Origin of the sequence: Halobacillus sp. SY10 (assembly GCF_045401165.1) — a bacterium.
GTDB classification, from domain to species: domain Bacteria; phylum Bacillota; class Bacilli; order Bacillales; family Halobacillaceae; genus Halobacillus; species Halobacillus aidingensis.
Genome location: NZ_CP174345.1, coordinates 3,145,312 through 3,158,802 on the forward strand (window position 1 = coordinate 3,145,312; position 13,491 = coordinate 3,158,802).

Sequence of the window (13,491 nt, forward strand, 5' to 3'; positions counted from 1 at the left end):
TCCTTTTATCCTCTTTTTAAAAATCTATCCAGTACACGAACACGATCACCTAAGACACGCTCGAGCAATGTTGTCTGATAGGTTAACCACAGGTAAACAAGACCTCCAGCACCTATACTGAAGAACAGAACGATCAGTGCATCCAATCTACTTTCCATCGGATCTAAAATGAAGCCAAGCACCCATTTGATAAAGAGCACGACAATGGCCATGATCGTTGTCAAAATCAGAACAAGCAGCGTCCTCTTAAACAACTGTTGGTAAGAAAATTCAATGGAAGTGAAAATACGTCCAAAGTTAAGGATAACCGCTGCAGCAACACCGATGCCTGTGGCAATGATCGCTCCTTTTGCTCCAAATAGTTGAATGAGCCACCAGTTCAGTCCCAGTTTTAGTAGAATTCCTGTCCCAAGACTTATGACAGCAAAATTCTGTTTATTGATCCCTTGTAGGATGGATGAAGTTACTGTATATAAGGCCAGAAACAATCCTACTGGCGCATACCAGCGCAATAGATCTCCCCGATATTCGAGCTCCTCAACCCCATAAAATGTACCATAGGCCTCAAAAGCTACAACTGAAAGACCGACGACAGCTGGGATGATCAATAAGGCGACGATTTGTAGTGCCTGGTTAATCTGGTGATTCAGACGATTCATCTCATTTTTAGTAAAAGCCTGAGTGATCGCTGGTAACAATGCTAACGATAATCCAAGTCCTAACGTGACCGGAATCATAATTAATTTATGACTCAGGAAATTGATAATCGAAAAAGCATTGTTATACTCCAATCCAGAGGCTTTGATTGCTTTCTCTAACGTAAACTGATCGACAAGCTGATACAATGGTGTAGCAATCCCCACTAAGATGAATGGGCCTGCATAAGCGAACAACTCTTGGAACATTTCCTTGTTGGACAAACCATACGTGTACTCCTGGGCCTCTAATTGGCGATCCAAGAACGGTTTTCGCTTTCTCCAATACCAATAAAGGACGATACAAGAAGCAACTCCACCAATGAATGCGGCAAACGTTGCAAAACCGACCGCTTGAGGAATAGGCCCTTGTAAGACTTGAACAATAATAAAAACAGAAACAAGCAAGAACACAATTCTTACAATTTGTTCAATGACCTGTGAAACAGCTGTAGGCGCCATGGATTCATGCCCTTGGAAGAATCCCCTCGTAATACTCATAGGCGGAATCACAAGCAGTGCAAAGCTGACCATTTGTATGACCATTGTGGCATGTCCAAGTCGATCAGAGTTTTCACCAATCGTCCATGCAGCCACCTGCTCTGCAGAAAAGAATAAAATCAAGAATGCTAATACACCAGTAATGGACATAAGAGTCAGACCAGCTTTTAACATTTTACGACCTGTTTCATAGTCTCCCAAAGAGTTATACTTTGAAACAAACTTGGAGACAGCTACAGGTACCCCCAAACTGGAAAGACTAAGTAATATGCTGTAGGGAACGTAAGCAATCGAAAATAGATCTGTTCCTTCCGTACCTACCATATTTTCAAACGGAACGGTATAAATCATTCCTAGAAACTTTGACAAAAATGTTCCGGCCGTTAATAACATCGTACCTTTAAGTATCTTTGACATAATTCGCTTTTCACCTTCAATTTTATTGTAGAATCGACCTCATCTATTTTATCATAGATAAAGGAAGAACAAGGAACGAATGACCCAAGAAAGGAAGACATCCATGACTTACCAAGTAACCGTTATTGGTGGAGGGCCTTCAGGACTCATGGCTGCTATCGCTGCAGCTGAGCAAGGTGTCGACACTCTGCTGATTGATAAAGGAAAAAAACTAGGAACAAAGCTTGCCATATCGGGAGGAGGACGGTGTAACGTCACCAACCGCCTTCCAGAAGATGAAGTGATCAAACATATCCCGGGAAATGGAAAGTTTTTATACAGCCCTTTCTCTGTTTTCAACAATTATGACATCATCGATTTCTTCGAAGGACTCGGTGTAGGTTTGAAAGAAGAAGATCACGGACGAATGTTTCCTGTCAGTAACAAGGCCAAAGATGTAGTTCAAGCCCTTTTAAATCGTATGGAAGAATTGAATATTGAAGTTCGTAAAGAAACTCCCGTCGAGGCCATCCATTATGGAGATAACGAGCACCAAGTCATTTTAAAATCCAAAGAAAAGATCCAAACCCGGTCACTAATCCTGGCTGTAGGCGGAAAAGCTGTTCCCCACACGGGCTCCACTGGGGATGGATACGCATGGGCAAAAAAAGCGGGACATACCATTACCCAACTTTTCCCGACGGAGGTCCCCCTTCTTTCCAAAGACCCATTTATTAAAAACAAGACATTGCAAGGACTCTCTCTAAGAGATGTCGATGTTTCTGTGTTAAATGAAAAAGGAAGAAAAATCGTCACACACCGGATGGACATGTTGTTTACTCACTTCGGCTTATCAGGGCCTGCCATTTTAAGGTGCTCTCAATATGTTGTCAAAGAATTCATGAAAGGACACCGACCTGTAACCATTGAAATTGACGCTCTACCTGATGAGAAAGAAAATGTTTTATTAGACAAACTTCAAAAGATGATGGAAGAACATTCAAAGAAAACCTTTAGAAATGTGATCAAAGGGATGGTACCAGAACGACTGCTTGATTTTGTTCTTGAGAAATCTGAGATATCCCCTGATGAAAAATCTGCCAACATCTCAAACGAAAAGTTGCGGAATTTCACTCAATTGTTAAAGAAATTCCACGTCCATGTTCATGACTCTCAGCCGATTGAAAAGGCCTTCGTCACAGGCGGTGGTGTTTCAATAAAAGAGATCATCCCGAACACCATGCAATCCAAGCTTATGGAACGCCTCTATTTCTGCGGGGAAATTCTTGATATCCACGGTTATACAGGTGGATACAATATCACCTCTGCCATGGTCACCGGCAGGGTCGCAGGAATGCACGCAGCATGGGAAGCCATGGCATAACTTTAGATCTTTAGCTTCCATACGTTGTTAAACTAAGTTACAGGTTTCTTGAATACTTGATTTCGAGATGTTTGTGCGATTCTTGGGGCTGCGGGGAAAGTTTCGCTACGCCCCTTTACCATGTCAGTGACTCGAAATCACTTCCGGAATAAGCACCTTGTATGTATAAGGAAAAGGAAGGGATATAAACTTCATTAGCACCCATTCCGTTTGCGAATTATTGATATAGAGCGTTTTATGCCTGCTTCCGGGTGGGAGTGGAATACCCCCCATATTAGTATAGGGGGTCGCTTCTCTCCTGAAAGGTTGGAAAGCGAGTTGCTTCCCAACCTTTCCTTACGCTCAATTTAGCAAACGAACCCCAATTATTTCGAAACTGTGTCTCCCGCAACCGGGAGCAAAAATGAATAAGGTTGGAAGAATAAAAAGAAGTCGAGAGAGCGTCAGCCCTTTCTCGACTTTCTTTGTTCATATTCTTTCAATCTACCTAATTCCTCATTTATAAGATGCTGCATCTCTTCACGATCCCCCTGAGAAACAAAAGGATCAACCTCATCCCAATCCACCATATACACAATATAAAACCTTCGAATTCGTCTGAAATAAACCGTAGAATGCGGAAACTTATCAAAATACCCTCGGACCATTTTCCTTCTCGAGTAGCTCCAACGCACTAGTTGCATATCGGTCCCTCCGAACATACATTCTCTTACTCAGTATAACGAGGAATATTAAAAAACTCAAGAATTTCTACCAAATAAATACAAGTCCTAAATAAGCGAAAAGAAGACTGCTAGATAAATATAAGAATCCATACATTTTTAACCTTTCGTAGCGGTTGGTGATCCCAAATACTCCAACAAATGCGAGCCATACAATAATCCCTACAAAGAAAATATGTTGAAGAAAACCGATTTCTTCCTTTAATGATACTAAATAAAAACCAAACGGGATTAATAATAACATTACTGCATACTTCCAATTCCAAAACGTATTCCTTTTCCTTACCAATTCTGCCATTGCCTACACCCTTCCCTTCATAAATAACTCCCCATTCACCATTTCAGTTCCCTTACATGTGCTCATATGTTGGCTCAGCTCTAAAACCTTATGAATCCTATGTATACTATTATTCTATCAAATGTTTTGCTAATATCCATAAATAAATAACCCTTCAGGGATATTCCTGAAGGGTTATCGTATGATGTGGCGGCGTCCTACTCTCACGGGGGTAAACCCGACTACCATCGGCGCTGAAGAGCTTAACTGCTGTGTTCGGCATGGGAACAGGTGTGACCTCTTCGCCTTCACCACCACATCAATATAAAGTTTGAGGTGAACCCTCAAAACTGGATAAGGAAACATCTTGTTTGAAAAGGCACGCTTTTTTCACGAATGATTTTTATCAGATAGATAAGTCATCGATCCATTAGTATCCGTCAGCTCCACGTGTCACCACGCTTCCACCTCGGACCTATCAACCTCATCGTCTCTGAGGGATCTTATTTGCTTAAAGCAAAGGGAAATCTCATCTCAAGGGGGGCTTCATGCTTAGATGCTTTCAGCACTTATCCCGACCACACGTAGCTACCCAGCGATGCTCCTGGCGGAACAACTGGTACACCAGCGGTGTGTCCATCCCGGTCCTCTCGTACTAAGGACAGCTCCTTTCAAATTTCCAACGCCCACGACGGATAGGGACCGAACTGTCTCACGACGTTCTGAACCCAGCTCGCGTACCGCTTTAATGGGCGAACAGCCCAACCCTTGGGACCGACTACAGCCCCAGGATGCGATGAGCCGACATCGAGGTGCCAAACCTCCCCGTCGATGTGGACTCTTGGGGGAGATAAGCCTGTTATCCCCGGGGTAGCTTTTATCCGTTGAGCGACGGCCCTTCCATGCGGAACCGCCGGATCACTAAGCCCGACTTTCGTCCCTGCTCGACTTGTAGGTCTCGCAGTCAAGCTCCCTTGTGCCTTTACACTCTGCGAATGATTTCCAACCATTCTGAGGGAACCTTTGGGCGCCTCCGTTACCTTTTGGGAGGCGACCGCCCCAGTCAAACTGCCCACCTGACACTGTCTCCGGACCGGATCACGGTCCTGGGTTAGAATGTCCGTACAGCCAGGGTAGTATCCCACCAGCGCCTCCACCGAAGCTAGCGCTCCGGCTTCTAAGGCTCCTACCTATCCTGTACAAGCTGTACCAACATTCAATATCAGGCTACAGTAAAGCTCCACGGGGTCTTTCCGTCCTGTCGCGGGTAATGTGCATCTTCACACATAGTATAATTTCACCGGGTCTCTCGTTGAGACAGTGCCCAAGTCGTTGCACCTTTCGTGCGGGTCGGAACTTACCCGACAAGGAATTTCGCTACCTTAGGACCGTTATAGTTACGGCCGCCGTTTACTGGGGCTTCGGTTCAACGCTTCGCATAAGCTAACGCATCCCCTTAACCTTCCAGCACCGGGCAGGTGTCAGCCCCTATACTTCGCCTTACGGCTTCGCAGAGACCTGTGTTTTTGGTAAACAGTCGCTTGGGCCTTTTCACTGCGGCTCCTCGGCAGAGGAGCACCCCTTCTCCCGAAGTTACGGGGTCATTTTGCCGAGTTCCTTAACGAGAGTTCTCCCGCTCACCTTAGGATCCTCTCCTCGCCTACCTGTGTCGGTTTGCGGTACGGGCACCTCTTTCCTCACTAGAGGATTTTCTTGGCAGTGTGAACTCAGGAGCTTCGGTACTCTATTTCCCTCCCCATCACAGCTTGACGTTGCCGGACGGATTTGCCTATCCGACCGTCTCACTGCTTGGACGCGCACATCCAGTGGCGCGCTCTCCTTATCCTCCTGCGTCCCCCCGTCGTTCAAACGGAAAGGAGGTGGTACAGGAATATCAACCTGTTGTCCATCGCCTACGCCTTTCGGCCTCGGCTTAGGTCCCGACTAACCCTGAGAGGACGAGCCTTCCTCAGGAAACCTTAGGCATTCGGTGAAAGAGATTCTCACTCTTTTTTCGCTACTCATACCGGCATTCTCACTTCTAAGCGCTCCACCAGTCCTTACGGTCTGACTTCACGGCCCTTAGAACGCTCTCCTACCACTGATCATAAGATCAATCCGCAGCTTCGGTGGTGTGTTTAGCCCCGGTACATTTTCGGCGCAGAGTCACTCGACCAGTGAGCTATTACGCACTCTTTGAATGATGGCTGCTTCTAAGCCAACATCCTGGTTGTCTAAGCAACTCCACATCCTTTTCCACTTAACACACACTTTGGGACCTTAGCTGGCGGTCTGGGCTGTTTCCCTCTCGACCATGAACCTTATCACCCACGGTCTGACTCCCAGAACAAAGTCTATGGCATTCGGAGTTTGACTGAATTCGGTAACCCGATAGGGGCCCCTCGTCCAATCAGTGCTCTACCTCCATGACTTTCTATTCTGAGGCTAGCCCTAAAGCTATTTCGGAGAGAACCAGCTATCTCCGTGTTCGATTGGCATTTCACCCCTACCCACACCTCATCCCCGTAATTTTCAACTTACGTGGGTTCGGGCCTCCAGTCAGTGTTACCTGACCTTCACCCTGGACATGGGTAGATCACACGGTTTCGGGTCTACGACCGCATACTCACTCGCCCTATTCAGACTCGCTTTCGCTGCGGCTCCGCTTCTGCTGCTTAACCTCGCATACGGTCGTAACTCGCCGGTTCATTCTACAAAAGGCACGCCGTCACCCATTAACGGGCTCCGACTACTTGTAGGCACACGGTTTCAGGTTCTCTTTCACTCCCCTTCCGGGGTGCTTTTCACCTTTCCCTCACGGTACTGGTTCACTATCGGTCACTAGGGAGTATTTAGCCTTGGGAGATGGTCCTCCCGGATTCCGACGGAATTCCTCGTGTTCCGCCGTACTCAGGATCCACTCCGGAGAGAGAAAGATTTCGACTACAGGGCTGTTACCTGCTCTGGCTGACCTTTCCAGATCGATTCGCCTATCTTCCTCTTTGATAACTCCAATGGAGTGTCCTACAACCCCAGAAAGCAAGCTTTCTGGTTTGGGCTGATTCCGTTTCGCTCGCCGCTACTTGGGAAATCGCATTTGCTTTCTCTTCCTCCGGGTACTTAGATGTTTCAGTTCCCCGGGTGTGCCTGCCTATACCTATGTATTCAGTATAGGATACTGTTCCATTACGAACAGTGGGTTTCCCCATTCGGAAATCTCCGGGTCAAAGCCTACTTACGGCTCGCCGGAGCATATCGGTGTTAGTCCCGTCCTTCATCGGCTCCTAGTACCAAGGCATCCACCGTGCGCCCTTATTCACTTAACTATCTTCGTGAAAAGACGTTTACAATTTCAATTAGATGTCTTGTCATCAATTGTCTCATCGTTAGATGAAGACAATGATTCCTTATCCAGTTTTCAAGGTTCACAAGTTGAAAGATCGTTTGATCTCTCAAAACTGAACAACCAACACAGTACGTTTCCGTTATATCCTTAGAAAGGAGGTGATCCAGCCGCACCTTCCGATACGGCTACCTTGTTACGACTTCACCCCAATCATTGGCCCCACCTTCGGCGGCTGGCTCCAAAAAGGTTACCTCACCGACTTCGGGTGTTGCCAACTCTCGTGGTGTGACGGGCGGTGTGTACAAGGCCCGGGAACGTATTCACCGCGGCATGCTGATCCGCGATTACTAGCGATTCCGGCTTCATGCAGGCGAGTTGCAGCCTGCAATCCGAACTGAGAATGGTTTTATGGGATTTGCTACACCTCGCGGCTTCGCTGCCCTTTGTACCATCCATTGTAGCACGTGTGTAGCCCAGGTCATAAGGGGCATGATGATTTGACGTCATCCCCGCCTTCCTCCGGTTTGTCACCGGCAGTCACCTTAGAGTGCCCAACTGAATGCTGGCAACTAAGATTAGGGGTTGCGCTCGTTGCGGGACTTAACCCAACATCTCACGACACGAGCTGACGACAACCATGCACCACCTGTCACTTGGTCCCCGAAGGGAAAGCCCTATCTCTAGGGATGTCCAAGGATGTCAAGACCTGGTAAGGTTCTTCGCGTTGCTTCGAATTAAACCACATGCTCCACCGCTTGTGCGGGCCCCCGTCAATTCCTTTGAGTTTCAGCCTTGCGGCCGTACTCCCCAGGCGGAGTGCTTAATGCGTTAACTTCAGCACTAAGGGGTGGAAGCCCCCTAACACCTAGCACTCATCGTTTACGGCGTGGACTACCAGGGTATCTAATCCTGTTTGCTACCCACGCTTTCGCACCTCAGCGTCAGAAACAGACCAGAGAGTCGCCTTCGCCACTGGTGTTCCTCCACATATCTACGCATTTCACCGCTACACGTGGAATTCCACTCTCCTCTTCTGTCCTCAAGTTCCCCAGTTTCCAATGACCCTCCACGGTTGAGCCGTGGGCTTTCACATCAGACTTAAGGAACCGCCTGCGCGCGCTTTACGCCCAATAATTCCGGACAACGCTTGCCCCCTACGTATTACCGCGGCTGCTGGCACGTAGTTAGCCGGGGCTTCCTCGTTAGGTACCGTCAAGGTACCGCTCTATTCGCACGGTACTTGTTCTTCCCTAACAACAGAACTTTACGATCCGAAGACCTTCATCGTTCACGCGGCGTTGCTCCGTCAGACTTTCGTCCATTGCGGAAGATTCCCTACTGCTGCCTCCCGTAGGAGTCTGGGCCGTGTCTCAGTCCCAGTGTGGCCGATCACCCTCTCAGGTCGGCTACGCATCGTCGCCTTGGTGAGCCGTTACCTCACCAACTAGCTAATGCGCCGCGGGCCCATCTGTAAGTGATAGCAAGAAGCCATCTTTCAACTTTCCTTCATGCGAAAGAAAGTATTACCCGGCATTAGCCCCGGTTTCCCGGGGTTATTCCGATCTTACAGGCAGGTTGCCCACGTGTTACTCACCCGTCCGCCGCTCGTTCCACGAGCTTCACCTCAGATGAGGATCCACTCGCTTCCCGCGCTCGACTTGCATGTATTAGGCACGCCGCCAGCGTTCGTCCTGAGCCAGGATCAAACTCTCCATAAAAGTTAAGTTTGACTTGCTCATTTGCACACCGAATGTGCTTGTTTCAAATTTCTTCTATAAAGAAGAAATGTTTTGACGTACTGGTTGGTTCGTTCAGTTTTCAAAGATCAAATACTGCCTTAACCGACAGTAATCAAATTCTAGCATAATTGACTATATATCGTCAATAGGTTTCATAGAATTTGTTGAAATAAATCTCTTGATGAGATGTTTTGTGCGCTGCTGAATAAGCAACGTTAACTATAATACACGGTGAACTTTTCCTCGTCAATAGTTTTATAGAATTTCTTTTTGTAATTACAAATGCCATTAAGAAACGGATAACATAAAAGCCCCTTCTATATAGAAAGGGCCGCTTTAATGTAGATGTCATAACTCTTAAGGTATGAGGTATAGAAGTGTTGTAAAAAAATATCATTAGGTTGAAGCTTACCGTATAATAATCAACGACTGTGTTAAAAAACGAGCTCTCCCTGCCATTTCAACATTCCGCCTTCCATGTTTTGTACGTTCCCGAATCCTCGTTCTTTCATGAATTCGGCAGCGTTCATGCTGCGGCGACCGGAACGGCAAATCATCACATACTCTTGATCTTTAGGCAGGCTCTCAATTTTTTCAGGAATATCCCCAAGACGTATATGCTTAGCATTCGGTACCATTCCTTGTGAAACTTCTTCATCTTCTCTTACATCAATTATGGTAAAGTCATCATTATTGTTGATTTTCTCTTCCACTTGTTGGGGCGTGATCTCTTTAATTTGATTCATTTTCATCCCTCCATATTAATCGTTTGCACATTTATTTTAATTTACTGTTAATTAAAGTCAAGGCATATGATCACTAACAAATAAAGCACCCTGCTCATAAAAACAGGGTGCTTACAGATCATTTAATTGGCTACGATGTTGACTAGCTTTCCTGGTACAGCGATGACTTTCCTAACTGTCTTTCCTTCTAACCACTGCTTAACGTCTGCATTTTCAAGTGCTTGCTTTTCGAGATCTTCTTTGGAAGCCTCTTTATTCACCATCATTTTCGCACGCACTTTACCCATAACCTGGACCACGATTTCCACTTCATCTTCTACAAGTTTGGATTCATCAAACGCTGGCCAAGGCTGATAACTGATCGTTTCAGAGTGACCAAGCTTTTGCCACAATTCTTCTGCAAGGTGTGGAGCGACTGGAGAAAGAAGTTTAACAAAACCTTCTACATACTCTTTTGGTAAAACGTCTGCTTTATACCCATCATTGATAAAGACCATCATTTGAGAGATTCCTGTATTGAAACGAAGGGCTTCAAAGTTTTCCGTCACTTTTTTAACGGTTTCATGATAGACCTTTTCCAACGTTGTATCATCAGTATTTTCTTTGACCGCCTCGGACAATTCGCCCTCGGTAACGAATAATCTCCATACTCGATCAAGGAATCGACGCGCCCCATCCAAGCCATTTTCAGACCATGCGACAGAAGCATCAAGCGGTCCCATGAACATTTCGTAAAGCCTCAAGGTGTCTGCACCGTGAGAATAAACGATATCATCTGGATTGACAACATTCCCTTTGGACTTACTCATTTTTTCATTATTCTCACCAAGAATCATCCCTTGGTTGAATAGCTTTTGGAAGGGTTCTTTCGTTGGTACGACTCCAGCATCGTACAGGACTTTGTGCCAGAAACGTGCATACAACAAGTGAAGAACGGCGTGCTCAGCACCACCAATATACACATCGACCGGAAGCCATTTTTTCAATGCTTCATAATCAGCGAACGTTTCCTCATTATTCGCATCAATATAACGCAGGTAATACCAGCAGCTACCTGCCCATTGAGGCATCGTGTTCGTTTCCCTGCGCCCCTTCATTCCTGTTTCAGGATCCACGACATTGACCCATTCATCAATATTAGCAAGTGGTGATTCCCCTGTGCCGGATGGTTTAATTTCCGTCGTTTTCGGAAGTTCGACAGGTAGTTCATCTTCTTTGACTGCGGTAATCGATCCGTCTTCCCAGTGGATGACAGGAATCGGCTCACCCCAATAACGCTGACGGCTGAAGAGCCAGTCACGAAGGCGGTAAGTCGTTTGTTTCTGACCTTTACCGTTTTCTTCAAGCCATTGGATCGCTTTTTCGATCGCTTCATCTTTCCCAAGACCGTTCAAGAAGTCAGAGTTGATGTGCGGACCATCCCCTGTGTACGCTTCTTCCTCGACATTCCCACCCTCTACGACTGGAATGATTGGAAGGTCAAATTTCTGAGCGAACTCAAAGTCTCTTTCATCATGAGCAGGGACCGCCATAATGGCACCACTGCCATAGCTCATCAATACATAATCAGCTACCCAGATTGGAAGTTTTTCACCATTGATCGGATTGATCGCATAAGAACCCGTGAATACCCCTGATTTATCCTTAGCCAAATCCGTACGCTCAAGATCACTCTTGTTTTGAGCTTTTTCGATATACGTAGATACGGCATCTTTCTGTTCAGATGTGACGATTTCATCGACCAGTGGATGTTCTGGCGCGACAACAGCATAAGTTGCACCGAATAATGTATCTGGACGAGTGGTAAACACATCGAAAGATTGGTCAAAACCATCAATTTCAAAAGTGACCTCTGCCCCTTCTGATTTTCCGATCCAATTTCTTTGCATATCTTTAATGCTTTCCGGCCAATCCAAATCTTCCAAGTCTTCAAGAAGACGATCTGCATAAGCTGTAATCTTCAGCATCCACTGCTTCATCGGGCGTCGTTCTACGGGGTGATCTCCTCGTTCACTCCGACCATCGATAACTTCCTCGTTGGCAAGAACCGTACCAAGAGCAGGACACCAGTTCACGGCAACTTCGTCAATATAGGCAAGACCTTTTTCATATAGTTTCAAAAAGATCCATTGCGTCCATTTATAATAATCAGGGTCTGTCGTATTCACTTCTCGATCCCAATCATAAGAGAAACCTAGTTCTTGTATTTGCCGACGGAAGGTGTCGATGTTTTGTTTTGTAAATTCTTCAGGATCATTTCCTGTATCCAGTGCATACTGTTCTGCTGGAAGGCCGAAAGCGTCCCAACCAATCGGATGAAGCACTTCATATCCTTGCATACGCTTCATACGAGAAAGAATGTCTGTAGCGGTGTATCCTTCCGGGTGTCCAACGTGTAGACCTGCACCTGATGGATAAGGGAACATATCCAATGCATAGAATTTCTTTTTTTCTGAATAGCTGTCTGTCTTGAACGTCTTTTCTTCAAGCCAGTATTTTTGCCACTTCTTTTCAATGGTCTTATGATCAAAAGCCATTTCGTTGCCTCCTCATTTTCTCTCTAAAAATATAAAAAGCCCCTCATCCCAATATGGGACGAGAGGCTTGATTCCCGCGGTACCACCCAAATTAACACATATGTTGTGTTCAACTTGACGTCAATAACGGCGACCACACCGGCAGAAACTACTTTTGTTCACTTCTGCGACATCCAAGGCGAGTTCATGATTTCCAAGGACAGCTTCCACCAGCCGCTGCCTCTCTATCACTTGAAAGAATCATTACTACTCCTTTTCAACGTCATACTATTATAACCGTATATTAATGAATGAAAACAGCTTTGTCAAGCGGCATCCACCCAACTGGTCGTCCATCTACAAGAAAGGGCTATTCGTGCTACAATACTAAAAATCAATACTATTGGAGGATGTAACATGACGATTGAACGAATTTTAGACTATGCCCATTCATTGATGAAAAAAACGATAGAACCTGGAGATGCCGTTATAGATGGAACGTGCGGCAACGGTCACGATACTGCTTTTCTAGCTGAACTTGTGGGAGAGCAAGGACATGTGTATGCCTTTGATGTGCAGGAAAAAGCCATCTCAAACACCCAAGAGCGATTAAAAGAACATGGGCTTGCAAACCATACAAGCCTTATCCATGATTCCCATGCACACGTACAGCAATACCTACAGGAAAAAGATCAAAACAACATATCCGCAGCCATTTACAATTTAGGTTATTTGCCAGGCAGTGATAAAAGTGTGGTGACCAAACCTGAAGGGACGATCCAGTCGGTCGAAAACGTACTAGCTACTTTAAAAAAAGGGGGACTGGTGGTTTTAGTGGTATATCATGGCCACCCCGGGGGAGCTGAAGAGAAAGATGCCATCCTGGAGTATGTGTCAGAGTTAGATTCCAAACACTATCAAGTCCTTCATTACGTATTTATCAATAAGAAGAGAACACCCCCTTTTATCTTAGCTATCGAGAAACTTTCATAAGAACCAAAGCGCAAACACTCCGTGAGATACGAAACGAATAAGCCAAACGAGTGGTGAGAACAATTTTCCTCCCGCAAGACTGGATGGATAACGCAAGTAGCAAGTCTCTCTAGCGAACACCGCTCCTCAGGACCATTTGTTCACACCTGAATTTTATCATTTCCTATGAAAAGAAA

Annotated in this window: 7 protein-coding genes, 3 rRNA genes and 1 other annotated feature; of the genes, 2 read left to right on the top strand and 8 right to left on the bottom strand. The window is 45.9% G+C overall.

Annotated features, from left to right (window positions below):
* Nucleotides 1–5 precede the first annotated feature (5 nt).
* On the bottom strand, nucleotides 6–1,613 hold the full coding sequence (locus ACJA3J_RS16140; protein ID WP_406944603.1) for an oligosaccharide flippase family protein: 1,608 nt from the start codon (nucleotides 1,611–1,613) through the stop codon (nucleotides 6–8).
* Between the two features lie 103 nt (nucleotides 1,614–1,716).
* Here ACJA3J_RS16140 and ACJA3J_RS16145 point away from each other — a divergent pair, with 103 nt between their 5' ends.
* On the top strand, nucleotides 1,717–2,976 hold the full coding sequence (locus tag ACJA3J_RS16145; RefSeq protein WP_406944604.1) for an NAD(P)/FAD-dependent oxidoreductase: 1,260 nt from the start codon (nucleotides 1,717–1,719) through the stop codon (nucleotides 2,974–2,976).
* A gap of 443 nt (nucleotides 2,977–3,419) precedes the next feature.
* On the opposite strand, the gene ACJA3J_RS16150 is transcribed toward ACJA3J_RS16145, so the two are convergent.
* The 7 genes from ACJA3J_RS16150 to leuS form a co-directional block, all read right to left on the bottom strand.
* Nucleotides 3,420–3,659 carry a hypothetical protein gene (locus tag ACJA3J_RS16150; protein WP_406944605.1) on the bottom strand — a complete coding sequence of 80 codons (240 nt, stop codon included), beginning with the start codon at nucleotides 3,657–3,659 and terminating at the stop codon, nucleotides 3,420–3,422.
* 67 nt (nucleotides 3,660–3,726) lie between these two features.
* Nucleotides 3,727–3,996 (bottom strand): hypothetical protein, encoded by a 270-nt coding sequence (locus tag ACJA3J_RS16155; protein WP_089650473.1) that lies wholly within the window; start codon nucleotides 3,994–3,996, stop codon nucleotides 3,727–3,729.
* A 184-nt stretch (nucleotides 3,997–4,180) separates the two neighbouring features.
* A 5S ribosomal RNA gene (gene rrf / locus ACJA3J_RS16160) occupies nucleotides 4,181–4,294 on the bottom strand.
* Between the two features lie 91 nt (nucleotides 4,295–4,385).
* Nucleotides 4,386–7,301, bottom strand: a 23S ribosomal RNA gene (locus ACJA3J_RS16165).
* Nucleotides 7,302–7,472: 171 nt separating this feature from the next.
* Nucleotides 7,473–9,039 (bottom strand): 16S ribosomal RNA (locus tag ACJA3J_RS16170).
* Together the 16S, 23S and 5S rRNA genes form the textbook arrangement of a ribosomal RNA operon.
* 455 nt (nucleotides 9,040–9,494) lie before the next feature.
* Complete coding sequence (locus ACJA3J_RS16175) at nucleotides 9,495–9,806, bottom strand: rhodanese-like domain-containing protein (protein WP_089654864.1); 312 nt, start codon at nucleotides 9,804–9,806, stop codon at nucleotides 9,495–9,497.
* Nucleotides 9,807–9,928: 122 nt separating this feature from the next.
* Nucleotides 9,929–12,343 (bottom strand): leucine--tRNA ligase, encoded by a 2,415-nt coding sequence (gene leuS, locus ACJA3J_RS16180; protein ID WP_406944606.1) that lies wholly within the window; start codon nucleotides 12,341–12,343, stop codon nucleotides 9,929–9,931.
* A gap of 51 nt (nucleotides 12,344–12,394) precedes the next feature.
* Nucleotides 12,395–12,612 (bottom strand) — a binding site (T-box leader).
* A gap of 127 nt (nucleotides 12,613–12,739) precedes the next feature.
* Between leuS and ACJA3J_RS16185 the strand changes: the two genes are divergently transcribed.
* Nucleotides 12,740–13,315, top strand: a complete 576-nt coding sequence (locus tag ACJA3J_RS16185) for a class I SAM-dependent methyltransferase (RefSeq protein ID WP_406944607.1) — start codon at nucleotides 12,740–12,742, stop codon at nucleotides 13,313–13,315.
* Nucleotides 13,316–13,491: the final 176 nt, after the last annotated feature.

Coding starts and splice junctions, on each gene's coding strand:
- ACJA3J_RS16140 (WP_406944603.1), bottom strand. CDS start 1,613: ATGTCAAAGATACTTAAAGGTACGATGTTATTAACGGCCGGAACATTT.
- ACJA3J_RS16145 (WP_406944604.1), top strand. CDS start 1,717: ATGACTTACCAAGTAACCGTTATTGGTGGAGGGCCTTCAGGACTCATG.
- ACJA3J_RS16150 (WP_406944605.1), bottom strand. CDS start 3,659: ATGCAACTAGTGCGTTGGAGCTACTCGAGAAGGAAAATGGTCCGAGGG.
- ACJA3J_RS16155 (WP_089650473.1), bottom strand. CDS start 3,996: ATGGCAGAATTGGTAAGGAAAAGGAATACGTTTTGGAATTGGAAGTAT.
- ACJA3J_RS16175 (WP_089654864.1), bottom strand. CDS start 9,806: ATGAATCAAATTAAAGAGATCACGCCCCAACAAGTGGAAGAGAAAATC.
- leuS (WP_406944606.1), bottom strand. CDS start 12,343: ATGGCTTTTGATCATAAGACCATTGAAAAGAAGTGGCAAAAATACTGG.
- ACJA3J_RS16185 (WP_406944607.1), top strand. CDS start 12,740: ATGACGATTGAACGAATTTTAGACTATGCCCATTCATTGATGAAAAAA.